Here is a 26,924-nt window from a genome sequence, read left to right as displayed (position 1 = left end):
GTGCTGCGAAGAGGCCGGTAGCCGCACCAAACATCGATTGCAGGCTACCGGCCTCTTCGCAGCGCAAGGCTGCTCCTACAACGGCCCGACCGAGCTGCTGGATTACAACGGCGTTTTTCGCCACACCAGCCAAGGCTCGACCACTTCGCCCAATTGCCCTTGCGGCACGGCACCGAAATAACGGCCATCGAACGACAAGCGGCTGTAATCGGAGAGCATCAGCACCTCGTCGCTGCCCAAGCGAAAGTGCGCCAGCGGTGGCTGTGGCATGGGGCGGCCACTGGGGTCTTGCTGCAACGGCTGGCTACGCACCTGCAACTGCCCGTTGACGCTGACCCCCTCGGCAGTGATCTGCACGTCGTCACCCGATACCGCGACCAGCCGCTTGAGCAGGTGCATGTATCCCCCAGGGCAGGTTCCCCCAGCCAGGTAGCCGCGCGCGTGCGCTAGCTGAAACACAGCCTCCTGCGGCGGGCAAAACATCACCAGGTCGCCTTTTTCCGGTGCCTTGTCGACCACCCAGTAAATGCCCGGCGGAAAACTGCTGGTGACGTTAAGCCGCGCGCCGCCCCACAGCACCAGCGGCACTGCGCAAAACGCCAGAATGGCCACGATAGCGGCCACGCTCAACGGCCGTTTCATGCCGGCAACTCGATGGTGCGGTCGCTTTCACGCGGTGCCGGCACCTTGGCGCGGGCCAGGAATACCGGGTCCTGGAAGTACAGCGGTTGCTTGCCATAAAACGCCGGGTAGCCTGCGCAATACACCACCATGTCGCCGGCTTCCTGGATATTGCCCTGGCCATCCTTGCGTGGGCCTGGCATGCGCAGGGCCTCGTCGGTGGTCAGCAGCGGTCGCTGCACTTCCTGAAGGGTGCGCGACACCTGGCCCAGCAATGCGCTGGAACGTCGCCCGCTGGTGGTCACCTGCTCTTTGACGATGGTGGTCTGCCCGGTGAGCTTGGACAGGTGCTCCGCCGTTTCCACCCGGTTTGGCGGGTAGGCGTTCTGGATGTGGCAGTTGGAGGTGATGCTCTCGTTCTGCCCGTAGAACTCCTGCAACTGCGACAAATCTTGGATGATCAGGTAGCACTTGATGCCATAACCGGCCACGAAGGCCAGCGACTCCTGCATGATGTCCAGCTTGCCCAGGCTCGGGAACTCGTCGAGCATCATCAGCAGCCGGTGCTTGTAGTGCGCCTTGGGCCGGCCGTCCTCGAAGTCCATCTTGTCGGCCAGCAGGCGCACGATCATGTTCACCAGGATGCGCACCAAGGGGCGCAAGCGCGCCTTGTCGTTGGGCTGGGTGATGATGAACAGGCTGACCGGGTCGTCGTGGTTCATCAGGTCGCGGATCTTGAACTCCGAGCGGCTCACGTTGCGCGCCACGATCGGGTCACGGAACAGCGACAGGTACGATTTGGCGGTCGACAGCACCGAGCCGGCCTCTTCGGCCGGCCGGTCGAGCATGTCGCGTGCAGCAGACCCCACCAGCGGGTGGTTTTCGCCATCGAGGTGGCCGTAGTGGGTCATTTCCGCCCACAGTTCGCTGATTGGCCGCGACGGGTCGGCGAGCATGGCGTCCAGCGCCGGCAGGCTGGCGACACCGCCCTCGTCCTGCGAGCGGTAGCACAGGTGCAGGATGCAACCCACCAGCATCGCCTGGGAGGTCTTCTGCCAGTGGTCGTTGAGGCCCTTGCCGTCCGGGTCGACGATCAGCGTGGCCAGGTTCTGCACATCGCCCACTTCGAACTCGGTGCCCAGGCGGATTTCTTCCAGCGGGTTCCAGCCCACGCAGCCATTGGCGGTGGCCGGCTCGAAACGCAATACCCGGTTGCCGGCATGCTGCTGACGCCAGCCAGCGGTGAGCGCCCAGAGTTCGCCCTTGAGGTCGGTGATCACCGCGCTGTGCTTCCACGACAGCAACGTCGGGATCACCAGGCCAACGCCCTTACCGCTGCGCGTCGGGGCGAAGGTGAGGATGTGCTCCGGGCCGTTGTGGCGCAGGTAATGCAGCTTGTTGCGCTTGTCCAGCCAGGCGCCTACGTACACGCCATCATCAGCCAACAGGCCGGCGCTCTCGATATCCTTGCGCTCGCCCCAACGCGCAGAGCCATGAAGGAACTGATTGGCCTTGGAGCTGTTGCTGCTGATCATGCGGATCACGACCATCGCCATCATGCCGACGCCGCTGACCAGAACCCCCAGGGACCCGGCGCGCAGCAGGGTGTCCTGGTACTGATCGGACCAGTTGGCGGCCCACACCAGAATCATCCATGGGGCGTAGACGCCGTTCAGGTTGGCCCCCAACGCCGCATGGTTATTGAACAGGTAGGCGAAGTACTGGGTGGCAGTAGCCAGGCCGGCCAGCAGGCAGAAAATGGCCAGGATGGCCTGCCCCGTGTTGCCGCCACTGCGCTGGCCGCCGCGGATCTGCGGGCCCACAGCGTTGTTATGTTTCATGGGTTCGCTCCGTGAACGAAAGGATGGGATAGGGAAGGTGCTGGTTCATGGCGAGGTTGTGCGCGAACGCCCGATGTCCTGGGCCTGGGTACGCCGCTGCGCCTCAGTAAGCGTGCGCTCGGCTTGACGCTGCAAGCTCCATTGCTCGACCAGCTCTGGCTGTTCGGCGCGCAGTTGGCGCACCGCCAACTCCTCGATGCGTGGGGTGTACAGGCCCATGCCGTGGTGCAGCTCCTGCACCCGCTCCAGGCGGCCTTGCAGTTGCTGCAGCCGCGCCTGGCAACGCTGGTTGCCCTGCTCCCAGGCGGCGCGGGTGGAAGGCAGGGCCAGCCAGCCCGGGCGCGAGGCCTGGTTCTGCTGCAATTGCGCCTGCTGGCGGTCCAGCATGGCCTCCAGGCGCTGCTCGAGGGCCTCGGCCTGCTCGGCCTTTTGCTCGACGCACTCGCCAAGGGCCTGGTTGTAGCGTGCTTGCACCGGGCTGGCGTCCAGCAGCGCGGTCTGCTCGGCGGCCAGCGCCTGAGCCTGCGCCTCTAATGCCTGCCCGGCATCGTCGAGCGGCGGCTTGGGCGGTTTAGGCTCGTTCATGGGCATCTGCTTCATATCAGGAAGAGGTATCCGGCCTTGGCCATCGGGATGCGAATCAACCACAGCGCCACCAGGTGCAGCGGGTAATAGGCGTAGAACAGCCAGCGCCAGCGCGGCAGGTCAGGCCTGACCCAGCGGGCGGCCAGCAGCACCGGCAACGCGGCCAGCGCCCAGGCATTGCCGTTGATCGGCGTTAACGCCGCAAGCGCAAGCACGGCCCCCACGGCGGCCAGCAGGTTCGGGCGCCGCACGTACCAACCCACACACAGCCCCAACAGCACGGCCGGCCACCAGAACTCGACCCAGGCACCGCCCACGACCACCACCAGTAGCGCCAGCCCCCAGAACAGCGGCCGCCCTTGCGCGGCACGCTCGCAGGCTTCGGTCGCCAGGGTAATCACCAGCAACGTGAAGAGGATGTTCAGCGGGTAGCCGCCGTACAGCAGCCCCCCAAGGGCAATGAACGGCGGCGTCGCCAACACCCCAAACAGAAACAGGCGCAGCGCTGTGCGCCGGTAGGCACCGTTTTCCACTGTTCCCGGCCGCGCCAGGTTGTACGCCAGCACGACCACGAACAGCGGCATCGCCAAGCGCCCTGCCTCGAACAGGTAAGGCAGGGTCTCGTTGAACAGGTACTTGTTCACGTGGTCGCCGGTCATCAGCAACAGCGCCAGCCACTTCAGCGCTTCTACCGTACCGTCGGCGAGTTGCAGGCGCGGCATCGAAATCACCGACGCATGGCCTGGGAAAGCCCGGTATCGAGCTCCAGCTTCGGCGCCACATCACGGGCCAGGTCGCCGATGCCTTTCTCGTGGACGATCGCCGTGCTCTTGCCTACCTGGAAGTTGCGGCTCGGGTCGACGTCACGGCGGTCATGAATGACGAACTGGTCGGTCTGGCCGACCTTCTGCAGGATGTGGTGCTCGTCCATGTCGACGACCATCCCGCTGACCGCCTTGCGCCCGCTCTCTGAAGCTTCGCCGATACTGGCTGAGGGGTTGAGGTCGCGCGCTTTGTCTTCCATGGCCTTGAACGAGTCGCTGCGCTGCTGGGCCTGCGGGTCTTGCTGCTGGCCCTGCTTGGCGCCCTCAGGGACTGGCACCGCTTGCAGGTTCAGGCTCTCGATATAACCAGCGCTGGGCCGTGAAGCCGTAAGCTCGCCAGACAGCGTAGCCACTTGCTGCTGTGAAGTGGCGGCCCTTTCCGACATGAGCTCGGCATACAGCCCTTTGCCCTCTTCTATCGCCTGCTCGCGCGTGTCAATGCCCAGGAAGCGTGCCGAAGCGGACAAGGCATCTTGCCCCAGCGATTTAAGGCGATCACCGATCCCCTCAACGGCTCTGGAAACGCTGTTGCGGCTAAGCCGATCATCGTTCTCGAAGATTACCCCGCGGCCATTGGTCTCGTGATCGAAGGGGCGAGCCTGGCGGTCAAAGACGTTGATCATGCCGCGTTCCATCGGGAAGGGCATATTGTCCACTGTCTGGAACGAGCCATCCGCGTTGCGGCTGAACGCGTTCTCACCCTTCAACAGGCGCGAGTCGATGAGCGCTTGCTCAACTTTCTCCGGGCTTTTGATCAACGTATTGTACTGCTCGATGCGCTGAACATCCTCCTGCTGCATCGGCTTCATTTCTATACCGGCCGACTGCAGGCGATCGTGCATCACCGCCAATGGCCCGGCTGCCAGCACATCGTCCTTGTAACCACCGCCGACCTGCGAATGCGCGCCGGCAAACTTCAACTCCTCGATGCGCGAGTTGTCGTCGTTACGCAGGGCACTGGTCAGGGGGAACGTGTCGCGGTACTCGTTCATCGCCACCAGGTGGGTGGTCGAATCGATGTTCTTGCTGATCTCCAGGTTCTTGCCCAGATGGGTATCGGTATTCGACAAACCGTCAGTGGCGACCGTGTCGAAGATACCCAGCTTGTTGACGTGCGCCTGGCCTGGGGGAATCAAGTATTCCCCGGTCGCTTTGCCCTGGTCATCGAGTTTGGGGACGCCACGTTCGATGAACTCGTTGGCCAAGGCGCGGGACTGCGATGCCCCGCGGCTGAAGCCGACAATGTTGACGTCGATCTGCTGGTCCGGGTACTTGTTGTGAAAGGCCACGATGGAGTCGTAGGCCTGGTCGATACGCTCCTGGGCACCGCGGCCGGTTGCGCCTTCGAGCAACGAACGCCCGCTGGTACTGGATTGGCTGCCAACACCATCGAAGTAGACCTTCTCCGATTGGCCGGAGCGCTCCTTGGCGTCGTACTGCTGCGGTTCATGCCCAGAGTTGCGCGCCAGGTTGGTACCTTTGGCGGTGTCCAGGTCATACAGGCGGGCAACGTTGGTCTGCGTGCCTTCAGGTGTATTCAGATCTTTGTTGTTACCGGTGCCGTCGAAGTACACCGTAAAACGCATTGCATCGCTCATTTCATATCCCTATGGATCATCCCGCCGCCAGGACAGGACGAACGCTCCAAGACATTCTCGAACCCGTATCAGGCACCCGGTTTGTTTAGGGTCACGATCAGATCGTGGACACCATCACCGGCGCTTCGGGTGTAGCGTTCAAAGAATGCTTCGCCCAAGTTCAAGAGTGGGGACCCTCGCAGCGACTGCCCTGCAGCACGGATCGCCAAAGCACCAAAGCTTTCGCCCATGGCGGCAACACTCTTGGTGCGGTCAGCGGGATTGTCGTAAGGCTTCTGGTACCAGGTCGAAATCTGATACTCGACGTTCTGCGCCTCCAGTGCCTCATTGAGGTGTTTGGCCAGGGCGAACAGCGATTCCTTGATCAGGGTGGGGTCAATTCCCTCAGCCTTCATCACCGCTTCTACGGGTAGGGCAGCAGCGCCAATCAAGTCCTCACGGGTATAACCCTTCATCGGAGGGAACACGCCGTCGGGGAGCTTCATGCCCGAGGTTTTGGATTGGTTTTGGCCTTGATTGTGTTGCATGGAAAGCTCCTTGGCTTGAAGTTCAGAAGAGGTGGCAGGCAGGAGCATGCAGGCTCCCAGCACGAGGGGTACGAGCGCGCCAAGGCGCAGCCGCGGCCAGAGGCGACTGGGGCGGCGCGATGCCTTGTCGGTAACGGCAGTGCCCATACCGAAAGTGGGTAGGTTCAATCTTTCTCTCCTTGCATCCGCCTCGCGGCGGGTCCCTGTATCGTTTCGAGATGCGGCTACTGTGACCAGCGAATCCATCATTTGCTCCCCATCACCAGCCCCCGGGGCACATAGGCTGACGTGTCCACGGGTTGCGGCATGACCGGCTGCTGCACGACAGCCGCCTTCACCGCCTGCGCGGTGTCGACCACTGCCACGGACGCCTCGGCCGGCGCGCCGGAGAATACCGCGCTCTGCGCCACCTGCTGCGTGGCAAAGCGGGCATCCAGCCAATCGGCCCAGTAGACGGCGCGGCGCATGATCTGCTGGCGGTAGCGCGCATTGATGGCGGGGGTGCGCGAGTGGTAATTCGCTACTCGCGTCCACAAGTCGCCGCGGTCATTGCGCACGTGGCCACGGATGCGCCAGGCGGCCAGCTCGTAGGAGTAGCAGCCGCCTTGCTCGACATCCTCAGGGGTGATGCCGTAGCGCGAGAGCTCGCGCAGGTAGGCGGTGTTGAACTGCATGGGGCCCACGTCGTAGGTGCCATTGTGGTTGCGCACCCACTGGCCAGGCTTGCCACCTTCCTGGCCGGACACGGCCAGGACGATGTTCACCGGCAGCTCGTATTTGACCGCCGCCATGATCGAGCAGGCGATGGGTTCGCTCAGGGCCGGGGGCGGAACGTCAGCGACGAATGGCATCGTGGCGCGCCTCAGATGACCTTGCCGAACTTGTTATTGATCGACTTGGTCTTTCCCGAGTCGGCGGCCTCGCATTTGTCGAGGAAGGACTGGCGAGCGTCCGAGGTCTGGCTCAGCTTGATCTTGCCCTTCTTCTTTTTGACGATGCTGAAGTAGTCATTGACCGGGCCACTGCAGTTATCGACCACACCCGCCCCCTTGAGCTTGCCCCACATGCACAGCACAGTGGCGCAGGGGTCTTTGGCCTGGGCGGGCAGGGCGACGGCGAAACTGGCGGCCAGCACGGCGGCTGGGAGAACTTTTGCAATTTTCATGAGCACTCCTTGTTCAAGTCCTGTCCTGTTTGCTTTCGCTGAAGTTTTTCACTTCAGCATCGGGTTCGAAGTCACGGCTGGGCGATCGGGTGTCCAGGTTCGAACGGCTGCTGGAACCGGGGTCGGAGATTTCATTGGCAATGCGCCCGGCAAGCGACTTGTCGATGCGGGACTGCGCAACCCGCCCCACGCCAGAGGCCAGGTTGGCGCCCATTTGCAGGGCTACGCGGCCTGCTGATGCCATCTTGCTGGAGGCTGCGTTGCTGCCCCCCTCTGCAGCGCCACCCTTGCCACCGGTGACACCCGTGCCACCCTGTGAACCCGAACTGCCCTCGGCAGATCCGCCGCCGCCGGCTGATGCCGCCTCTGCAGCGCCAGAGCCGGAGCCCCCTGCTGAAGATGACTCTGATGCCCCACCCGCGCCAGATGCGCCAGATGCGCCGGATGCCCCCTCGGACGAACCGCCACCGGAAGATGCGCCGGATGATTCAGCACCTGACGATGATTCAGAGGATCCACCCCGAGAGGACGATTCGCCTCCCGCAGACGAGGCCGCCTGGGCAAGGCCTGATGAGGCCGAAGATGCCGAGGAGGCCAAGCCCATTACCGAGCCGAGCGGGCTGGCACCGCCGTTGGAGCTGCCGCCGCCAGTGCTCCCTCCACTTGAGCTACTGGGTGACCCCAGCATCCCCGTCATACGCGACGCGATATCCCCACCGGCGGAGGCCGTCGACTGCGCGCCCTTGAAAGCGGAATGCAAGGCCTGCGCGGCGCCCATCAGGTTCGCCCCACCCGTCATCATCGCCGAGGCGCTCTTGCCCATCATCGACGCAGCGGTGGTTGCAGCCCCCACCACGGCGCCAGCACTGAAGTTGCCGATGCCGGTAGAAGCACTTCCGGCGCCGCCCACCAGGGCTGCAATCATCGGCGGTATCTTGTTCACCAGTATCAACAGCAGCACCGAGGTCACCATCATGACCGCGAGTTCCTGCACGGCAACTTTGTCACTGATACGGGCGGCAAAGGTCTGGATAAAGCTCTTGCCAATCGCAACCAACAGCACCATGGCGAACAGTTGCGCGCCAAGCCCCAGTACTGCGCGGAAGTAGTTAAGCGCCATATCAGACGTCCAGCGTGAGCCGCCAAAGCCCAAGAAGAACACCCCCGCGTACAGCAGGAACCAGCTTGATGCCAACAGCACCAGCAGGTTGATAGACACGATGGCCAGCACCAGCAAAATACCAATGGCCATGAACTCCATCGTCAGCTGGCGGCCCATTTGGTGCCAGCTCAGTTTGCTGGTTGCCTTGACGGTCTTGTCATAAAGCTCGAACCCCAGGTCGACGATGGAGGACGGCTTCAGCTCGGTATTGCCGATGTGCCCCGCAGTGGCGCCGAGTTGGCTCATCGACTTGACGATGCTGTCGGCGATTTTCAGCCCGCCCATCGCGTTCTGCAGCAACCACCAATACAACCCAAACACCACCATGAAACGGATGAGTTCGGAAAAGAACTCGCCGATGTCGGCTTTTTTCATCAGCAACATGCCGAACGTCCAGACCATGGAGATGGACGCCAGGGCAAAGAACAGCCGCGTTGCAGCGCTTTGGATCGCTGGCAACCAGGTGCTGGTGGCGCTATGGAACCTCTCAAGCACCTCATCCATGACACCTGAGCTGCCTAACTGCCCTGTCGCCGCATGGGCAAGCGTCGGAGTTGCGAGGCAAACAGCAACCAGCAGTACACTCAGGAACAGTTCCCGACGCGTGCCAATCATGTGCGTAATCCCACCTTAGTATTTGCCTTCCGGGCTTTTCTCAAACTTCCACTCGGTCATTTCCTGCGCCGCGTTGAAGCTTCTGCACCCGTCGATGAATTCGTTTCGATTGGCCTCTTTAGAGAGGCTCGACAGGTTCTTTTCATAGGTGCCTTTGGCGCAGTTTTCGGCCGTTGGCTCAGGGACTTTTTCCTCGGAACAACCGGCCAGGTTGAACAGCACGCCCACGGCGATGGCGAGTTGCAAAATTTTGCTCTTCATGGTGCTTTCCTCAGTATTTGCCTTCAGGGCTTTTTTCGTATTCCCACGTCGTGACGCGTCTTGCCTGGGCCTCACCGCGGGCCTTTTCATCCAACTCAGCCGCCGCGCGGTTGGCAGTCGCAGACTGCTCAGCCAGCATCAGGCTGCGCAACTGCAGTAGTTGGTTGGTCTGTTGACTGGCCAACTGGTTGGCATACTGAATCGCCTTGACCTGGCCATCTGCCGTGCTGGCCGCTTGCTGAAGACGCTCCAGCTGCCTGGAATCGGCCTGCAAGTTCTCTTGTTGCTGCTTGATGCTTTTGAACAACGCGTCGTTAGCCGTTTTTTGCGATTCGGAGGCCATTGCTTCATGCTCGGCGAGCTCCGCCTGGTCCTCCTCGGTGCAGGTGCCGAGGCCGAAGCAGGGTGAGCTTTTGTAGTAACTGGTGTCGCGGTACTTGCTCAGGTACGAATCAAGGCTCCCCGCCTGAGTCGTGTAGTAATTGATCATGCTCTGGGCTTCCATCAACTTGTTGATGGTCGAATTGGCCTGGTCCCAGATATAGGCAGCCGGTGCCGCCGTGTTCTTCAACATATTCTCGTACTGGTCGAGCTGCTTCTTGTACTGCAACGCCTGGGTCGTGTACTGCTCGATCTGTGTTTTGTATTCTTGGATCTGCTTGGCCGTCTGGGCAATGTTCTCGGCTACCCCCAGCTGGCTGATGCCCGCGTGTATCCCGTCCACAACAGGGATACCGGCATGCGCCTGCAGGGTGAACCCCAGACCGGCCAGCAGCGCAATGGTGGGTTTCAACAAGGCCGTGTGCTTCATGTTGCTCTCCTTGGCAAATGGTTCAGTAATCGAAGGACTGGTAAGGCTTCGAGAACGTCAGGTCCTTGGTCACCATCACGTTGAAGCGATAGCCCGGACGGATTTCGAGGGTTGGCGCGATGTTCAGGTTCTTCGAAATCATCTGCGCGGTCACCTCGCCCAACTGCTGGCCGAGCGCCTCGCTCATGGCGCTGCTGGCGGTCTCACGGTCACTGCTGTCACTGCTGGCACGGTCCTGGCTGAGGCTGATGCCGGCGACGATGCCGGACATCAACAAGGCCGAGCCAAAGATCCGTACATAGTGGTTGTTGACCTGATCGTTGAAGCCGGAATAGCCGGCGCTGTCGCTACCCGGCATCGAACCGATGTCCATCGCCTTGCCATCCGGGAAGATGATGCGCTGCCAGGCGACCAGTACCCGCGACTGGCCATAGGCCACGCTGCTGGAGTAGGAACCGACCAGGCGCGAGCCCTGTGGCAACAGCAAGTGCTTGCCGGTAGCGGTGTCGTACACAGCCTGCGCGACCTGAGCGATGATCTGCCCAGGCAACTCGGAGTTGATACCGGCAATCATCGTGGCAGGGATCACGTAGCCCGCGCGCAGCTCGTAAGGGCTACGGGGTGATTCCATGGTCACGTCCATCTTCCAGCGGTCGCTGTTCTCCGTGGTGCCGAACTGGTTGTAGTCCTTGCCAGCGTTGCTGGCGGCTTGCACCAGGAACGGCGAATCGCCCTGCGCACCGCCGCCACCGCCCCCGCCTGAGCTGATCGCCTTCAACTCGGCCATGCGCGCCTTGTAGGCTGCGGTCGGGTCACTGCGCGAGGCCTCTTGCATACGCTGGCGTGCGGCAGCGATGCGGGCCAAGGCGTCCTGCTGGCTGGACGGGGCGCCGGCAGCGCCGAGGCTTGAGCCAGCGCTGCGCGGGGCCTCTACCCGGACGGTACTCTGCGCCCGGACGGCCTCCTGGAACTGCTGCATCTTCATTTGGCGGATGCGTTCCAGTTCTTCACCGTTGACGCTCGGCGGCATCTCGCGCGGCGGCATAGGGGGGGCATCGAGGTTGCTCGGGCGTACCACCTGCAAGCTGGCGGGCTGCGGTGCGGGCGTGTCGTCCAGAGTCGGCATGGCCGGCGGCTCAACTTTGCTGGGGATGATCCCATCTTGGTCCATGCCATTGATCTGCTGGGCAAACATGCTGCTGTTGCCGGCTTTTTCCGCTTTCTTTTCCTCAGGCTTGTCCTGCTCTTCGGCACGATCGGCCGCCACCAGCAGCATGATCAGCAGAAACACCATGGCGGCGGCGCCAATCAGATAAATCGGCCAGTTGTTGACCCGACGCACACCGCTGTTGCGATGCAGTTTGCCGGGCGATGCGTCCGGCGACATGACATCGTTCTTGCTACTCATCACACGTCACTCCTTGCGTACCCAGGCCCCGGCGGCCAGCACCTGGCCGTTCTGCACCGCGTAAACACGGCTCAAGGACTCACGCCCGACCAGCAGGGTGACCCGATAGAGGTCGCTGTCCTTGGGCGCATCGACGATGTAGTTGACCTGCAGCGGCGCAGCCGCACGCGCCGTTGCGGGTACCGGCTGAGCCTTAGGGTCAAATTCCTGTACCGAGAAACCGGAGGCGCGCAATGCGCTGACCAGGGATACGCCGTAGCCGTCAGTGGTTTCCTGGGCGATACGCAAGCGCGTGCTGGCCGGCGCGTGCACGACTGCCAGTTGGCGCGCGGTGGCGCTGGCCAGCTGCTGATTGATCGCCGGCGTGGTTCGGTCGGCGAAGTTGCCGTAGGGCCCGTGAGCACAACCCGCCAGCCACAGGCAAACGAAGGGTGCGATCCATGCGCGCATCGTTATTTACCCCTCTGGATGGTGACGCGGTCCTGCGACTTGCCGACGCCAGCAATCAGGATGGCCTTGTCGAATACGGTGTCGACGATGTAGCGGTCGCCCTGAACCCGGTAGTTGACCATCACGGTCTCATCATCCTTGAACCAGCCACCGTCCTTGCGCACGACCACCAGGGCCGGCGCTTCGGTCTGGCCCATGGTGCGTGGCATCTGGATGATGGTCTTGCTGCCGTCGTTGTACACACGCACCGGCTTCCAGGAGGTTTCACCGCTGACGCTGTAGTCGAAGTTCAGGTTGCCCAGGTATTCGCCGGTCTCCGGGATGGTCGCCTTGCGGCGCTCGGTGGTTTCGCGGTTCTTGATCAGGTTCCACTTCGCCAGCGCTTCTTCCGGGTAGGTGAAGGCGACTTGCGGCATGTACTCGGTACGGTGCGAACGCAGCTTGAAGTGGTAGGTGCGGCGGTTGGTGGTGACCACCAACGAGGTCTCCAGGCCCACATCCATCGGTTTGATGATCAGGTGCTGGACTTCGCTCTCGCCCACGCCGGTAATCGCCGGCTCGACTGTCCAGCGCGCGGTGTCGCCGAGGTTGATCGAGTTGACCTGCTCACCCGCCTGCAAGGCGATGTCGCAGACCTGCAGCACGGCACAGACGATGCTCGGCTGCTGGGCGCCGAAAATGAAACGTGCGGTGCCGTCACCGCCATCCACTGGCTTGATGCCGGTGGCACTGGCCTGCTGCCAGCGCTGGGAAATCGCCAGTGCGGCCTTCTCCTGCGCGGTCAGGGTCGGGTTGGCATCGGAAAAGTACAGATCGGCGGCGCTGGTGCCCGGCGCAGCCTGCGCGAACGCGGGCAAAGCCGCCGCGAGCATGGCGCAAAGGTAACGGTTCATGGTCGATCCTTCAGAGTTGCTTGGACCAAGAGAAGTCACGGACGTAGGTCCCGATCGGGTTCATCCGTACTTGCTCCTCGCTGGTCTGGGTAGTGGGTTCGGCGGTGTAGGTGGTGACCAGGGCGCGCCAGGTGGCCTTGCCCTTGAGCATGCCCTGGCGGTCACGGGTGACTTCTTCCCAATCCACCTGCCAGGTCTCCGGGGTCTGCTGCATGACCGAACGGATATCGACACTGACGGTTTCTTCGGCGGCACGTACGAACGGGCTGGCCTCCTTGCTGCCGTTGAGCCACTCGTTCATCTTCTGGGTCGCCGGGTCATTCGGCCCAAGCAGGGCGTATAGCCGGAAAATGGACTTGCGCAGCAGTGCGACGTCGGGGGTGACCGTGCGCGCATCGGCGATAAAGGACGCTATCTGCGACTTGATGACCCGCAGGTCGACCGGCACCGCGACCTGCGCAGGCGCTACAGCCATTGGCTGGCCAAGCTTGTCGACCTCCACCACGTAGGGCACGAACTTCGACTGGCTGCCGATGTGAATGATGCCGCCGACACCGGCGAGGGCGACCATCATCGAGAGGATACCCACCACCTGCCAGGACTGGCGGGAGGTCACCAAACTGCCGACATGGTCATTCCAGGTGCGGCGGGCCGTCAGGTACGGGTTGTCGAGGACGGCGCCCTGGGGCGTCTCTGCTTTGGCGGTAGCATTGGCGGGACGCTTGAAAATGAGTCCCTTGATGCTGTCTGCGAGGTTCATGCGGCGACTCCATAATCATTCAGTCTCAGGCCCCTGGCAGCCAACCATTCCGCCACCCAGGCATTGCCATATTTGGCTTCCAGGCGCTTGATGGCAGCCACGGACTCTTTGTCGGAAGAGCCGACGAAAGCCAGGGCCAGTGGGCCCAGCGCCAGGTCGTAAAGGCGTCGGCCGTTTTCCGACACGTAGTAGTACTGGCGCTTGGGAATAGCGGTGGCCAAAATCTCGATCTGCCGGGCGTTGAGGCCCATGCGGCGATAAAGGGCAGCGGTGTCCTCGTCGCGGGCATAGACATTGGGCAGGAAGATCTTGGTAGCGGTGGACTCGACGATGACGTCGAGAATCCCCGAGTTCGCCGCGTCCGACAGGCTCTGGGTGGCCATCAGCACCAGGCAGTTGGCCTTACGCAGTACTTTGAGCCACTCACGGATCTTCTCGCGGAAGACCGGGTGGCCGAGCATCAGCCAGGCTTCGTCGAGGATGATCACCGCCGGCTGGCCTTTGAGCGCGCATTCGATGCGGCGGAACAGATACAGCAGTACCGGCAGGGCGTACTTGTCGCCCAGGTTCATCAGCTCTTCGATCTCGAACACGGTGAAGTCGGAGAGCGACAGGCCATCTTCCTCGGCATCGAGCAAGTGCCCCATGGTGCCGTCGACCGTGTACTGGCGCAGGGTCTCGCGCACGGCTTCGTCCTGCACGATGATGCAGAACTCAGACAGGGTGCGGGAGCCGTCGCGGAACATGGTCATTACCGCGTGGCCGATTTCGTTGCGCTGCGCTGCAGTGGTTTCAAGGCCATTGAGCGCCAGCACGGTATCCAGCCACTCCATCGCCCAGGCGCGATCACCTTTGGTTTCGAGGAACTGCAACGGGCAGAAGGCCAACTGTTCGTCGTCTGCCGCCACGGTGAAGTGGCGCCCGGAGCGGCCATTGCTTTCGGCGCGAATACCGGCCGCCAGCGGGTACATCGACATGCCCTTGTCGAAGGCGAAGATCGACATGCCCCGATAGCGGCGCAGTTGTGCGGCGATCAGCGCCAGGTGGGTCGACTTGCCCGCACCGGTCGGGCCGAACATGAAGGTATGCCCCAGATCGCGTACATGCAGATTCAGGCGGAATGGCGTGGCACCACTGGTCACGCAATGCATCAAGGCTGGCGACAGCGGCGGGTAGAGCGGGCAGGGCGCATCGGCGCTGCCGGTCCAGATGCTGCTGGTGGGCAGCAGGTCGGCCAGGTTTAAGGTGTTGATCAGCGGACGACGCACGTTCTCTACGCCGTGGCCCGGCAGGCTGCCCAGGTAGGCGTCGAGGGTGTTGATGGTCTCGATGCGGGCGGCGAAGCCCAGGCGCTCGATGGCCTTCTCGACACTACGTGCAGACTCTTCGACACGCACACGGTCTTCGCCCATGAGTACCACCACGCTGGTGTAGTAACCCTGCGCAACCAGGCCGCTGTTGACCTCGGCGATGGCATCGGCCGCGTCCTGCACCATGGCCAGGGCATCCTGGTCGATGTTGCTGTTGTTGGTGTTGAATACCTGGTCGAAGAAGCCACGGACTTTCTGCTTCCACTTCTTGCGGTACTTTTCCAGGTGCTGCACCGCTTCATGGGTATCCATGAAAATAAAGCGGCTGGACCACCGGTACTCGCAGGGCAACTCGGCCAGCGCCGAGAGAATGCCGGGTGCCGACTCCAGCGGGAACCCTTCGATGGCCACCACCTGAATGAAGTTGCGGCCGATCTTCGGCACCACGCCGCCCCAGAGCTCCTTGCCACCGATGACAGCATCCAGATACATCGGGTTGCTCGGCAGCAAGACGGGCTGGCTCACGCCGGTGACACAGAACTGCACCCAGCTGAGCAAGTCGTCATGGGTGATGTGCGCGCCTTCCTCGGTGATTTGACGGTTACCCTTCAGGCGGGTCAGCTTGAGCACTGCGGCCAGGCTGCCCTCGACGCTCAAGCAGTCGCGCTTGAATTGCTCGATCAAGTTGCGCGTGCGCAGCTTGGCGTCCGGTGGCGCGGTGTCGTCGTCGAACATCAGTTCGACGAACTTCTGCTGGGCCAGCATCGGCGGGAAATAGGTGAGGCTCAGCACGAAGTAGCCTTCGTACATGGTCCCCAACGACTCGAAGTAGGCGCGGCGCTCTTCGTCCATGGCTTCGGTCAGGCTGTCAGCGAAGTGTGAGACGCCTTGGGCGGAGTAGTTCGCCGCCGGGCGGCGAACCGCATCCACGTGGATCATCCAACCGTTGCCCAAGCCAGCCAAGGCTTGGTTGATCCGCAGCGAAACCAGTTCACGCTGGGCGTCGGTGCTGCTGGCGTTGTCGTCACCCCGGTAAAGCCAGGCGGCCATAAAGGCGCCGTTCTTGCCCACGATCACCCCGTCGTCGACCATCGCCGCGTGGTTCAGCAGGTCGGACAACCCGGCCTCTGTCGAACGGTGCTTCTTCAGCTTGAGCTCCGCATCCACCTGCAGCAGACGCTGGATCAGCAGCAGCACCAGCAGAGCACCGAGGGCTGCGATGGCGTACGCAATACCTTCGATCATTTGTATTGACTTCCCTGACTTGGAGGATTGTCCCTGAACGGTGTGCTACGCGCCGGGTAGTAAGGCTTGTAGCGGCGGTGACGAAGGTAGACGTGGCGCATTTTGGAGTCGGACTTGGCCATTACGCGGAAGACGAACAGCGAGCCGAACCAGAGCACCAGGCCCACCACGGTTGCCCGTACTTCCTGGGCGCTGAAAATCAGCGCGAAGGCGAGCAACCCGGAGAACATCACCAGCTCGCGATCCCCGCCCATGAACAGGTTGTCCCGGTTGCCGGCCCGCCGGATGGGAATCGTGCGCAGTGCCATACTTCAGACCTGACCCTGTACCAGGCTGTGCTGAGGCAGCAGCTGTGCCAGCTCGGCGCTGGAGGTGAAGAAGCTCTGCATGATGTTGTTGGCACCCACGATCAGCGCCATTACCAGCACGAGGAAGATCAGGCTACGGAAGAAACCGTTGAGGTCGCCGCCGAAGATGAGCACACCACCGGCTACCACGATGCCAATGATCGACAGGGCAAACGCTACCGGGCCAGTCACCGATTTACGCAGGTTTTCCAGCCAGCTTTCATAGGGCAAACCGCCGCCGGTGCCAGCCGCAAAGGCATTCTCCGGCGCAACCATCACTGCCAGCAGCAGGAAGCTGAAGGCCAGGTAGCCAAACGTTTGGGCATTGAAACGGAACAGCGAAGTGTTGGCGTGCATGTGCAGTGTTTTCCTTAAAGATTGCGCATGATGTAGCGGCCGTTGTCGTACCCGGAAACCTCGAGGATTTCCTGAATGCGGCGGCCTTCTGGGGTTCTGGCGATGGAGATGACGACGTGAACCGCTTCGCCAATTAGCGGTTCGATTTCGGCCGGGGCCGATTTATTGCGGGAAACCAGGGATTTGAGGCGGGTCAGCCCCTCGCTGGCGCTGTTGGCGTGCAACGTCGCCGCGCCGCCAGGGTGGCCGGTGTTCCAGGCATCGATCAGGTCGAGCGCTTCTTCACCGCGCACCTCGCCCACCAAGATGCGATCCGGGCGCATGCGCAGGGAGGTCTTGAGCAAGTGGGTCATGCTCACATCGACGGTGGTGTGGTACTGCACGAAGTTCTTGGCTGCGCACTGGATCTCGCCGGTGTCTTCGATGATGAAGACCCGCTCGCTGGGGAACTCCACGACCATTTCGTTGATGACGGCGTTGACCAGGGTGGTCTTGCCGGTGCCGGTACCGCCGATGACCAGGATGTTGCGGTGATCGCGGATGGCGCGCTTGATGGCGTCGCACTGGATCGGGGTCATGATCCCCGATTCGACATATTGGTCCAGGGTGTAGATGGCCACCGCCTTCTTACGGATGGCAAAGGTGGCCGCACGCACCACGGGCGGCAGTTGGCCGGCGAAGCGAGAACCGTCCAGCGGCCACTCGCCCTCGAGCAACGGCTTGCTGCGGGTCACTTCCTTGCCGTGGAAGCCGGCCACGGTCTTGATGATGGACTCGGCCTGGGCCGGGCGCAGGTCGCCGATGTGCCTCATCGGCTTGCCCAACTGCTCCAGCCAGAGTTTGCCGTCGCCATTGCACATCAGCTCAACGGTCTGCGGATCGTTGAGTGCATCGATGATGAGGGGGCCGGCATCGCGCTCCAGTTTCTTTTTAGCGCGCTCTTTCAGGCTGGCAGTTTCTGCGATTTCCACACTTGATCGTCCATGAAAATAGATACCGCCCCAAGGTCTTGGGGAGGGCACTCCAAATGTTTTCTCGTGCAGTTCTTTGAACTAATGGCGAAGCGGAATGTCACCGCCCGCGAACTAGCCTGCAATTGCAGAATTTGTTCGTGTTATGCGAGCCACTTCACAAGGGCGCGCAGGTTACCCGGCAACAATTACTAACGAAAGAGTCGATCTCTTACAGCTTTGTAAGCTTTCTCTTACACGCTTGGGACTAACGTCCCATTGACTAGTCAGACAGGAATGGCTGCAGGCACCGTAAAATCTGGGCTTAACAGAACATCTATATTAATTTGATATTTAATTGCCACTATCTTTGCCAGTATTAAATGGCTTGAAAAATTTGACAGAGTTCACACTTGCACGCGACGTATTCTTACGTAAACGCCGGCAGGGAAAGTTAATCCAGTATGAATATAGGCTCGTCAGGCACCGTAACTTCACCGCCGCCGCTGAAGTGCCATTGAGTAATGGCAATTAGATGCCACTTTGATATCTAGGGTGCCAGTTCGGCGTTATGGGCGGGCATTCAGAACAATGCCAACTGGCCACCAGGCGGGCAGAATTTCGAGCAATCGAGCGCCTGTGCTTCGCGCCCTTCGAATGCCAGTTTGCGCATGGCTTTGGCGAACCGCTGCGCCAGCAGCTCGGCGAAAATGCCCTCGCCACGCATGCGTGCACCAAAGCGACTGTCATACAGTTCACCGCCGCGGCTCTGGCGTATCAGGCTCAACACATGGGCCGCACGCTGGGGGTAGTGGTCCTGCAACCACTGCTCGAACAGCGGCGCCACCTCCAGCGGCAAGCGCAACATCATGTAGGCAGCGCTTTGCGCACCGGCCTCCTTGGCGGCCTCCAGCAAGCGCTCCAGTTCACTGTCGTTGATCATCGGTATCATCGGCGAACACAAGACCCCCACCGGCACACCCGCCTCGCGCAACACCCGGATCGCCCGCAACCTCGCCTTGGGCGATGCCGCACGTGGCTCAAGCACCCGCTTGAGGTCGTCGTCCAGCGTCGTCAGGCTGATCATCACCCGCACCAGCCGCTGGCTGGCCATCTCGGACAACAGGTCGAGGTCACGCAGCACCAGCGACCCCTTGGTGACGATGGTCACCGGGTGGCGGAAGCGCAGCAGCACTTCAAGCAAGCGCCGGGTCAGCAGGTGGTCACGCTCGATTGGCTGGTAAGGGTCGGTGTTCGAGCCCAGGTTGATCGGCGCGCAAACATAGCCCGGTTTGCTCAACTGCTGTTCGAGCACGTCGGCAGCATTGGTCTTGGCGATCAGCTTGGTCTCGAAATCCAGGCCTGGGGACAGGTCCCAATACGCGTGCGAGGGGCGGGCATAGCAGTAGATACAACCATGCTCGCAACCTCGATAGGGGTTGATGGACCGGTCGAAGGGCAGGTCGGGCGAGGTGTTGCGGCTGATGACGGTCTTGGCGGTTTCGACCCGCACCTCGGTGCCTTGGGTCAGCGGTACTTCCTGGTACCAGCCGTCATCCTGCGCAACCGAATGGTTCGGGGCAAAGCGGTTGTGTGGGTTATGCGCCGTGCCACGGCCTTTTTGCGGTGCTGGAGGAATCATCATCCACCCCTATACTGTATCCATATACAGTATAGGTGGCACGCGGTTTATTCCAGCGCCTCTGGTCAGGTCAGGCCGTACCAACGTGCATAGGCGGCGTGGCTGGGCAGGCGCCCGAGGAAGGCTTCAATGCCATCACGCAGGGGCTGCGAGGCACCGGGTTCGAACAGTGTCTCTTGCAGCGCGCGCCCCGTTTCGCGGTCGAGCAAGCCGTGTGCTTCGAAACGCGTGAACAGGTCGAAGGCATGCACATCTGCCCACAGGTAGGCGTAAAAGCCGGCATCGTAGCCAGTGACCAAGTGATCGAAGGCATGCGCGGGGTGCTCGAAATCCGCCAAAGGCCAGTAGCCGCAAAGGCTGCGGGCTTGCTGCAGGCGCTGCTCAAGCGTTCTGCCGTCATGGGGCGCGCCATGCAGGTCGAGGTCGAACAGCGCCAGGCTCAGGTCGCGGCCGATTTCCTCGATGCCTTCCTGCTTGAACTGGCTCAGGTATGCCTCAGCCTGGTCCTCGCTTAGCGCACTGCCATCCTCACGCTGCGCCGCGATACCCGCCAGGTAGCGCGCATCCCACACCCAACGCTCCAGCAGCTTACTGCACAGCTCCGCGCCATCATTGCCCAGCTCGGTCACATTGGACATAACATGGTTGGTGGTACGCACCAACAGGTGGTGCAGGGCATGGCCGAATTCGTGGTACAGCTTGCGCAGCGACAGGTGATCGAGCAACGGCTCGGCGCCCGCCAGTGCAGCGGGGATATCGCTGTTCACCACCACCACCGCAGGCTGGTAGATGCCTTCGGCATCGATGCGTCGGTTACGCACATAGGTGGTGAACACGGCGTCGGGCTGTTTGCCGGCGTGTTGCACCGCGTCCAGGTACAGCAGGCCTATGCACGCGTGGTCTTGCCAGACCTCGAAGCTTTGCACGCTGTCGTCCCAGGTAGCCAAGGGTTGGGGTCGCAGTTCAAGTGCAAACAGTTGCCGGGCCAGGCCAGTCAAGGCGGTGACCACTGCGCTCAACGGGAAGTACTCACGGAATGCCTCATTAGTGCTGGCGTCGCCCGCTGTGGCCTGTAGGTAGCTGATGTCCCAAGGCTGAACAGGCCCCAGGTTTTGCGCAGTCGCCTGCTGTTGAAGCTTCGTGCGCCACTGCGCCATTGCCGGCTTCACTGCCGCTGCCAGGCTCTGGAGAAAATCACCAACCTCGCTGAGTGACCCGGCGCTCTTGCTGCGAAGGCTCAGTTCGACGTGGTTGGCAGCACCCAACAGGCGGGCTTTTTCATCCAGGCATTCGGCCAGTTGCTGCAGATGGGTCCCGTTATCCTGCGCCAGATCGGTGCTGACGCCACGGGTATGAAAGGCGCGGTAGAGCCGTTCACGCAAGGGGCGGTGGGCTGCCTGGCGCAGCACGGCCTCGGTGGATGCGCTTTCGCAGGCGACCAGCCAGCCTTGCTCGCCGGCCTCCTCGGCGCGCACCGCCAGCTCTTCACGCAGCCTAGGTGGCAGGCCACGCAATTCGGCTTCATCATCGACCCGCAGCCCTGGCCGGTCGAGGTGGCCTAAGAACGCTTGGCGCAGGTTGCCGATCTGCGTCTGTAACTCGACCAGGCGCGCCTTGTCGGCTGCGCCGAGCGCAACGCCACTGCTGGCGAACTTGTCCAGGTGCCAACTCAGGGTGGCGCGCTGCTGCGCAGCCAGGTTCACGCCATGGGCACTGCTGGCCAAGCGTGCGTAGAGTGCCTGCAGGCTGGCGTTGGTGAATTTTTGATCGAAGCGTGCGACCGTTCGGGCGTAGAAGTCGATAACCGCCTCGCCCCAGCTCGGCGCCTTACCCATCAGTGGCATCACGGCATAGAGCACCGCCAGCAATTGCGCATCCAGCTCATCGACTGCCAACACCAGGTCATCCCAGGTGGGCAGCGCCTGTTGCCGTTCGATGATGCGAGCGATGCCTTGTTCGTGCGCGTTCAGCACATGATCGAATGCCGCCTGCATGTTCTGCAGGGTGATCGCGGAATAATCGACGGGGGTCTTGCTGCCTTGCAGGAGGGGATTGTCCATGACGCATCGCCTTGCTCAGTGGGGGAGCGGGCGAGCATGCCTACCTGGCAGGGCGGTAGAGGCTTGATTATCTACCACCCGGCCAGGCAGGCCGGCCTTATTCGGCCGGTTTCTTCAGCTTCGGATTGGGGAAGAACTGCACGGTCTGCACCTTGGCCGGCGCCGGCTTGGGCGCCAGGTGGTTGACCCGCGTGCCGAGCTCCGAAGGCACCGACAGCCCTTGTTCATTCAGGGTATCGGTGAAGCCGCAGGCCACGCACTCGCGGTGCGGCACGCCATCTTCGTTCCACATCATCAGCTTGTCGGGCTCGCTGCACGCCGGGCAGACCGCCCCGGCGATAAAGCGCTTCTTGGTCTTGTTCACAGCTACCTCACTCATGCCGCCGCGTCCTCGCTCAGCCCGCAGTGGCGCAGCAATGCATCAATGGAAGGCTCACGGCCACGGAAGTCGACGAACAGCACCATCGGCTCACGCGAACCACCCCGCGCCAAGATCGCCTCGCGGAAGGCACGGCCGGTCTCGGCATTCAGCACGCCTTCTTCCTCAAAGCGCGAGAACGCGTCAGCCGACAGCACTTCAGCCCACTTGTAGCTGTAGTAGCCCGCGGCATAACCGCCCGCGAAGATGTGCGCGAAGCTGTTGGGGAAACGGTTGTACGCCGGTGGACGCATCACTGTGACCTCGTCGCGCACGCCTTCGAGCACGTCCAGCACGCTACGGCCATCGCCGTGGGTGGCGTGCAGCTCGAAGTCGAACAGCGAGAATTCCAGCTGGCGCACCATCATCATGCCCGACTGGAAGTTTTTCGCCGCCAGCATCTTGTTCAGCAGGTCTTGGGGCAGGGCAGCGCCCGTTTCGTAATGGCCGGAGATCAGCGCCAGGCCTTCCGGCTCCCAGCACCAGTTCTCCATGAACTGGCTCGGCAACTCGACCGCGTCCCAGGCCACGCCATTGATGCCAGACACACCGGCATGTTCGATGCGGGTCAGCAGGTGGTGCAGGCCGTGGCCGAACTCGTGGAACAGGGTGGTGACTTCATCGTGGGTCAACAGCGCTGGCTTGCCGGGTGCGGCAGGGGTGAAGTTGCACACCAGGTTGGCCACCGGGCTCTGCAGCGCGCCTTCAACGGTGCGGCGACGGTCACGGGCACCGTCCATCCAGGCGCCACCGCGCTTGTTGGCGCGGGCATACAGGTCGAAGAAGAAGCGGCCGACGTGTTGGCCGTTTTCCTTGATTTCGAACAGACGTACATCCGGGTGCCAGCTGTCGAAGCCTTTGAGCTCGGCGATTTCGATGCCGTACAGGCGCTGAACGATGCTGAACAGGCCCGACAGTACCTTGTCGATCGGGAAGTAGGCACGCAGGGTTTCCTGCGACACGCTGTAGCGTTGCTCGCGCAGCTTCTCACCAAAGTAACCGGCATCCCAGCTGGACAGCTGCGGACAGCCCTGCTCGGCAGCGTAAGCCTTGAGCTGCTCCAGGTCTTGGGCAGCGAACGGCTTGGAGCGCTTGGCCAGGTCACGCAGGAAGCTCAGCACCTGGTCGCTGGACTCGGCCATCTTGGTGGCCAGGCTCAGCTCGGCGTAGTTCGGGTAGCCCAGCAGCTTGGCCAGTTCCTGACGCAAGTCGAGGATTTCCTGCATCACCGGGCCATTGTCGAACTGGCCGGCATTAGGGCCTTGGTCCGAGGCGCGGGTGCAGTAGGCGGCATACAGCTCTTCGCGCAGGGCGCGGTCGCTGGCGTAGGTCATCACCGCGTAATAGCTGGGGAATTCCAGGGTGATCAGCCAGCCGTCCAGGTCTTTGGCCTGGGCTGCGGCCGCCATCTGTGCCTTGGCCGAATCGGTCAGGCCGTCCAGCACGGCTTCGTCGGTGACGTGCTTGGTCCAGGCCTGGGTGGCATCGAGCAGCTGGTTGGAGAACCGGCTGCCAAGCTCGCTGAGCTTGCTCTGCACTTCGGCATAGCGCTGCTGCTTGTCGGCCGGCAGGTCGATGCCCGACAGGCGGAAGTCGCGCAGGGCATGTTCGAGGATGGTCTTCTGCGCCACGTCGAAACTCGCCGCTTCCGGGCTGTTGACCAGCGCCTCGTAGGCTTCGAACAGCGCACGGTTCTGGCCCAGTTCGGTAGAGTAGGCACTCAGCGCTGGCAGGCAAGACTCGTAGGCCTCGCGCAATTCCTTGCTGTTGCACACAGCATTGAGGTGGCTGACCGGGCTCCAGGCAGCGCCCAGGCGGTCATTCAGTTCGTCCATGGCCAGCACCAGGCCAGCCCAGGTAGGGTTCTTGCCCTGCTTTTCGAGGATATCGGCAATGGCTTTGCGGTTGTCGGCCAGGATCTCTTCGATCGCCGGCAGCACGTGTTCGGCGCGGATCGCCGAGAAGGGCGGCAGATCGTAGGGCTGCAGAAGCGGGTTGGTCGCACTCACGGTTTGGATACCTTGGCAGAAGAAACACTGGACCATCTTAATTACAATCGACGCCGACCGCAGCAGGCAGCCTGCCTATCGGCACAGATGAGAGACCCTATCATGGCCATTCGAAGCTTCCAGCAACACACTCCGATAGTTGCACCACGGGCCTTCGTCGACCGCTCGGCGGTGGTGATGGGCGACGTGGAGATTGGCGAAGACAGCTCGGTCTGGCCCTTGACTGTAGTACGCGGCGACATGCACCGCATCCGCATCGGCGCACGCACCAGCGTGCAGGACGGCAGCGTGCTGCACATCACCCATGCCGGCCCTTTCAACCCGGATGGCTTCCCGCTGATCATCGGCGATGAAGTGACCATCGGTCATAAGGTGATGCTGCATGGCTGTACCCTGGGCAACCGGATCCTGGTCGGCATGGGCAGCACCATCATGGACGGCGCCATCGTCGAGGACGAGGTGATCATCGGCGCCGGCAGCCTGGTACCGCCCGGCAAGCGCCTGGAGAGCGGCTTCCTGTATGTGGGCAGCCCGGTAAAACAGGCCCGGCCGCTGACCGACAAAGAACGCGCGTTCTTCCCGTACAGCGCCAGCAATTACGTCAAGCTCAAGGACCAGCACCTGGCCGAAGGCTACGACCAACCAGAATGACTTGAGTGGAATCGCTTACATGCACCAGCAGAACATCCTCTTCGACCTTGATGGCACCCTGACCGACCCACGGTTGGGCATCACCCGCTCCATCCAGTACGCCTTGGCCAAACTGGGCATCGATGAACCCGACCTGGCCCGCCTCGAACACTTCATCGGCCCGCCCTTGCTGCAGGCGTTCATGCAGTTCTATGGCTTTGACGAAGCCAAGGCGTGGGAGGCGGTCAATTTTTATCGCGAGCGTTTCCGCGTCACTGGCCTGTACGAAAACCAGGTGTTCGAGGGCGTACCGGAGCTGCTCGAGGCCCTCAATGGCCAAGGGCGCACACTGTATGTAGCCACCTCCAAGCCTTGGGAATTCGCCCGCGAGATTGCTCGACACTTTGCGTTCGACCATCACTTCAAGGTGATTTATGGCAGTGAGCTGGACGGCACCCGTACCAACAAGGTCGAGTTGATTCGCCACTTGCTCGACGAGGAAGGGCTGGACCCGGCGCAAACGCTGATGATCGGCGATCGCAAGCACGACCTGATCGGCGCCCGCAGCAATGGGCTGCAGGCGGTGGCGGTGGGGTATGGGTTTGGTAGCGAAGAAGAGTTGACGGCCCAAGCGCCGGAGTTTCATTTCGCTACGTTGGCCGAGATGCATCGGGCCTTCATTAACGCCTGATAATGATTGGGGCTGCTTTGCAGCCCATTCGCGGGGCAAGCCCGCTCCCACAGGTACCGCATCGCTATGAATGGCAGTGCAAAACTTGTGGGAGCGGGCTTGCCCCGCGAATGGGCCGCACAGCGGCCCCAAAATCTCATTGGGTAACCACAAACCGCGCCAACGCCGCCTTACGCGCTTCAACCGGCAACCGCCCAAGCGCCTCAACGCGCTCATAAAACCGCCCCCAATCCCCCCCAACCTCACCAAACACCGCCGCAAACGCCGGCACCCATTGGTCATACAGCCCAAACGGCAGCAGCTTGGCATTGCTCATCGGCCCATACATCCAGGCGTCATAACGCGTGTCGCCCGCCCACTGGCTATCACGCACGGCTCGGTACTCGCGCCGCAACCGCTCGAACTCCGCCTGCTTCGCCACACGCTTGCTCGCGTCATCCAGCGGCCCGGCATACATCTCCTGGAGCCGTTCACGGCTGGCCAGCACCAGCCGAATGAACTGGTCTCGCTGCTGCGCCTGTTCATCCTCGATCGCTGCAAGCCCACGCGCTGCGCGCCATTGCCGCGATCCCTCCTGCTCGACGAAGGTGGCAAACGATTCGTTGAACGCCGTGTCGTCCTGCACATAAAAGCGCTGATGGGCCAGCTCATGGAAAATCAACGACGCCAACCGCTCATCCCCCCAGCCAACCATCGACGACAACAACGGGTCGTCGAACCAGCCCAGGGTCGAATACGCCTCGACGCCGCCCACATACACATCCATACCCGCCTGGCGCATCAACGCCGCCGCGCCACGCGCCGCCCCCTGGCGGTAATAGCCGCGATAGGCCACGCAGCCGGCAATCGGGAAGCAATGCGTCACCGGCTGCAACGACAGTTCAGGCGTGGCGAATACATTCCATACCACGTAGGGGCGCCCCAGGTCGGCGTAAACCCGGTAGCTGCGGTTGTCCGGCAGTTTCAGCTGCTGGCTGGCGAACACCCGGGCCTGTTCGGCATGCTGCAGCCGCGCACGCAACTGCGGGCTGCTGGCCGGGTCTGCCAGCACCTTTTCCACCGGCTGACGCGCGCGCAGTAGCTGCCATTGGCCCTCTGCTAACTGGCCGTAATAGCCGACGCTGCTGCAACCGTTCAGCAGAACGGCCGCCAACACGGGAACAAAACGGGTGAAAAGGCGGTCGAGTGGCCCAGGGCCTGAGCGCTGAAAAAGAAAAAGTCGAAGCATCTGGGACTGTCTGACTCGCTCATGGCCAATACGCTCCAAGACTATCTCGCCAGGGGGGAGTTTCGCCATGCGTCCATTGTTTGCCGCCAGCACACTCATGCTGTTGTCTGCGTGCTCAACCCTGCCGGACCCCGATCCGAACCAGGCCTGGGTCGACCTCACCCCCGTTGACGAGACGTCGCTGCACGCCGTGCAGGTGGACGAACGCGACTGGGCTGACACACGCTATTTCGAAGTTGCCCCCGGCAGCCACGAACTGACCGTGCGCTACCAGTTCCCGGTCACCCCGAGCAATATCGGCCCGGTCAACGAGCCGCTGTGGCGCGATTGCCAGCTCAACCTCACCTTCAAAGACTTCAGCGCCGGCCAGCGCTACCAGTTGCAGGCGGGCAGCATTGGCTTCCGCCCCTGGATCAAACTTTACGACCACCAGCAAAAACTGCTGGGCCAAGGCCTGCCAGCGGGCTGTCAGCGCACCTGAACCCCGCAAACGGCGCTATGCTTGTAACTTGTGAA

At 62.1% G+C, this 26,924-nt stretch carries 27 protein-coding genes; 3 read left to right on the top strand and 24 right to left on the bottom strand.

Annotation, left to right across the window (positions count from 1 at the left end):
* Positions 1-102 precede the first annotated feature (102 nt).
* The 23 genes from traF to prlC form a co-directional block, all read right to left on the bottom strand.
* On the bottom strand, positions 103-642 hold the full coding sequence (gene traF, locus AC5PZ0_RS07490) for a conjugative transfer signal peptidase TraF (RefSeq protein WP_493854603.1): 540 nt from the start codon (positions 640-642) through the stop codon (positions 103-105).
* A complete protein-coding gene (locus AC5PZ0_RS07485) occupies positions 639-2,462 on the bottom strand; it encodes a type IV secretory system conjugative DNA transfer family protein (protein ID WP_027592001.1) in 1,824 nt (607 codons plus the stop codon). The genes traF and AC5PZ0_RS07485 overlap by 4 nt, the downstream gene beginning before the upstream one ends.
* A gap of 45 nt (positions 2,463-2,507) precedes the next feature.
* The gene (locus AC5PZ0_RS07480) at positions 2,508-3,047 is read right to left on the bottom strand and encodes an IncP plasmid survival protein KfrC family protein (protein ID WP_493854602.1); all 540 of its coding nucleotides are present in this window, start codon (positions 3,045-3,047) and stop codon (positions 2,508-2,510) included.
* 11 nt (positions 3,048-3,058) lie between these two features.
* On the bottom strand, positions 3,059-3,769 hold the full coding sequence (locus AC5PZ0_RS07475) for a TraX family protein (RefSeq protein WP_493854601.1): 711 nt from the start codon (positions 3,767-3,769) through the stop codon (positions 3,059-3,061).
* Between the two features lie 5 nt (positions 3,770-3,774).
* Positions 3,775-5,469 carry a phospholipase effector Tle1 domain-containing protein gene (locus AC5PZ0_RS07470; protein ID WP_493854600.1) on the bottom strand — a complete coding sequence of 565 codons (1,695 nt, stop codon included), beginning with the start codon at positions 5,467-5,469 and terminating at the stop codon, positions 3,775-3,777.
* Between the two features lie 68 nt (positions 5,470-5,537).
* Positions 5,538-6,164 (bottom strand): hypothetical protein, encoded by a 627-nt coding sequence (locus AC5PZ0_RS07465; protein WP_493854599.1) that lies wholly within the window; start codon positions 6,162-6,164, stop codon positions 5,538-5,540.
* Between the two features lie 77 nt (positions 6,165-6,241).
* Positions 6,242-6,847 carry a lysozyme family protein gene (locus AC5PZ0_RS07460; RefSeq protein WP_493854598.1) on the bottom strand — a complete coding sequence of 202 codons (606 nt, stop codon included), beginning with the start codon at positions 6,845-6,847 and terminating at the stop codon, positions 6,242-6,244.
* An 11-nt stretch (positions 6,848-6,858) separates the two neighbouring features.
* Positions 6,859-7,161 (bottom strand): TrbM/KikA/MpfK family conjugal transfer protein, encoded by a 303-nt coding sequence (locus AC5PZ0_RS07455; protein WP_274884378.1) that lies wholly within the window; start codon positions 7,159-7,161, stop codon positions 6,859-6,861.
* A gap of 13 nt (positions 7,162-7,174) precedes the next feature.
* Positions 7,175-8,938, bottom strand: a complete 1,764-nt coding sequence (trbL, locus tag AC5PZ0_RS07450; RefSeq protein ID WP_493854597.1) for a P-type conjugative transfer protein TrbL — start codon at positions 8,936-8,938, stop codon at positions 7,175-7,177.
* Between the two features lie 15 nt (positions 8,939-8,953).
* The gene (trbK, locus tag AC5PZ0_RS07445) at positions 8,954-9,199 is read right to left on the bottom strand and encodes an entry exclusion lipoprotein TrbK (RefSeq protein ID WP_186679188.1); all 246 of its coding nucleotides are present in this window, start codon (positions 9,197-9,199) and stop codon (positions 8,954-8,956) included.
* 10 nt (positions 9,200-9,209) lie between these two features.
* Entirely contained in the window at positions 9,210-10,010 is an 801-nt protein-coding gene (gene trbJ / locus AC5PZ0_RS07440) for a P-type conjugative transfer protein TrbJ (protein ID WP_238209836.1), read from the bottom strand.
* 22 nt (positions 10,011-10,032) lie between these two features.
* A complete protein-coding gene (locus tag AC5PZ0_RS07435) occupies positions 10,033-11,418 on the bottom strand; it encodes a TrbI/VirB10 family protein (RefSeq protein WP_186679190.1) in 1,386 nt (461 codons plus the stop codon).
* A 6-nt stretch (positions 11,419-11,424) separates the two neighbouring features.
* Positions 11,425-11,868 carry a conjugal transfer protein TrbH gene (locus tag AC5PZ0_RS07430; RefSeq protein WP_238209840.1) on the bottom strand — a complete coding sequence of 148 codons (444 nt, stop codon included), beginning with the start codon at positions 11,866-11,868 and terminating at the stop codon, positions 11,425-11,427.
* A 2-nt stretch (positions 11,869-11,870) separates the two neighbouring features.
* Positions 11,871-12,761, bottom strand: a complete 891-nt coding sequence (gene trbG, locus AC5PZ0_RS07425; RefSeq protein WP_186679206.1) for a P-type conjugative transfer protein TrbG — start codon at positions 12,759-12,761, stop codon at positions 11,871-11,873.
* A gap of 10 nt (positions 12,762-12,771) precedes the next feature.
* Positions 12,772-13,521 (bottom strand): conjugal transfer protein TrbF, encoded by a 750-nt coding sequence (locus AC5PZ0_RS07420; protein WP_186679210.1) that lies wholly within the window; start codon positions 13,519-13,521, stop codon positions 12,772-12,774.
* Positions 13,518-16,076 (bottom strand): VirB4 family type IV secretion/conjugal transfer ATPase, encoded by a 2,559-nt coding sequence (locus AC5PZ0_RS07415; RefSeq protein WP_186679213.1) that lies wholly within the window; start codon positions 16,074-16,076, stop codon positions 13,518-13,520. Before AC5PZ0_RS07415 ends, AC5PZ0_RS07420 begins: the two co-directional genes overlap by 4 nt.
* A complete protein-coding gene (locus tag AC5PZ0_RS07410) occupies positions 16,073-16,384 on the bottom strand; it encodes a conjugal transfer protein TrbD (protein ID WP_186679215.1) in 312 nt (103 codons plus the stop codon). Before AC5PZ0_RS07410 ends, AC5PZ0_RS07415 begins: the two co-directional genes overlap by 4 nt.
* A gap of 3 nt (positions 16,385-16,387) precedes the next feature.
* Positions 16,388-16,780, bottom strand: a complete 393-nt coding sequence (locus AC5PZ0_RS07405; protein WP_186679219.1) for a TrbC/VirB2 family protein — start codon at positions 16,778-16,780, stop codon at positions 16,388-16,390.
* Between the two features lie 14 nt (positions 16,781-16,794).
* On the bottom strand, positions 16,795-17,751 hold the full coding sequence (gene trbB / locus AC5PZ0_RS07400; RefSeq protein ID WP_027592016.1) for a P-type conjugative transfer ATPase TrbB: 957 nt from the start codon (positions 17,749-17,751) through the stop codon (positions 16,795-16,797).
* A 562-nt stretch (positions 17,752-18,313) separates the two neighbouring features.
* Positions 18,314-19,372 carry a PA0069 family radical SAM protein gene (locus AC5PZ0_RS07395; protein WP_099452528.1) on the bottom strand — a complete coding sequence of 353 codons (1,059 nt, stop codon included), beginning with the start codon at positions 19,370-19,372 and terminating at the stop codon, positions 18,314-18,316.
* Positions 19,373-19,437: 65 nt separating this feature from the next.
* A complete protein-coding gene (locus AC5PZ0_RS07390) occupies positions 19,438-21,432 on the bottom strand; it encodes a M3 family metallopeptidase (RefSeq protein WP_493854596.1) in 1,995 nt (664 codons plus the stop codon).
* 97 nt (positions 21,433-21,529) lie between these two features.
* Positions 21,530-21,811, bottom strand: coding sequence for a YheV family putative zinc ribbon protein (locus AC5PZ0_RS07385; protein WP_252826323.1), 282 nt, complete (start codon positions 21,809-21,811; stop codon positions 21,530-21,532).
* Positions 21,808-23,895, bottom strand: a complete 2,088-nt coding sequence (gene prlC, locus AC5PZ0_RS07380) for an oligopeptidase A (RefSeq protein WP_493854595.1) — start codon at positions 23,893-23,895, stop codon at positions 21,808-21,810. Before prlC ends, AC5PZ0_RS07385 begins: the two co-directional genes overlap by 4 nt.
* 66 nt (positions 23,896-23,961) lie before the next feature.
* On the opposite strand from prlC, the gene AC5PZ0_RS07375 reads away from it, so the two are divergent.
* Positions 23,962-24,510, top strand: a complete 549-nt coding sequence (locus tag AC5PZ0_RS07375; RefSeq protein WP_274884390.1) for a gamma carbonic anhydrase family protein — start codon at positions 23,962-23,964, stop codon at positions 24,508-24,510.
* A gap of 19 nt (positions 24,511-24,529) precedes the next feature.
* Positions 24,530-25,180, top strand: a complete 651-nt coding sequence (locus AC5PZ0_RS07370) for an HAD family hydrolase (protein WP_027592022.1) — start codon at positions 24,530-24,532, stop codon at positions 25,178-25,180.
* 136 nt (positions 25,181-25,316) lie between these two features.
* Here AC5PZ0_RS07370 and AC5PZ0_RS07365 read toward each other — a convergent pair whose 3' ends face one another.
* Positions 25,317-26,408 (bottom strand): aminopeptidase, encoded by a 1,092-nt coding sequence (locus tag AC5PZ0_RS07365; RefSeq protein WP_493854594.1) that lies wholly within the window; start codon positions 26,406-26,408, stop codon positions 25,317-25,319.
* 67 nt (positions 26,409-26,475) lie between these two features.
* On the opposite strand from AC5PZ0_RS07365, the gene AC5PZ0_RS07360 reads away from it, so the two are divergent.
* Positions 26,476-26,889, top strand: a complete 414-nt coding sequence (locus AC5PZ0_RS07360; protein WP_238209863.1) for a PA0061/PA0062 family lipoprotein — start codon at positions 26,476-26,478, stop codon at positions 26,887-26,889.
* Positions 26,890-26,924: the final 35 nt, after the last annotated feature.

The organism is Pseudomonas sp. 5.2 (genome assembly GCF_059025405.1).
Note: the sequence above shows the minus strand (reverse complement) of the source record. Positions and strands in the feature narration are given on the sequence as shown.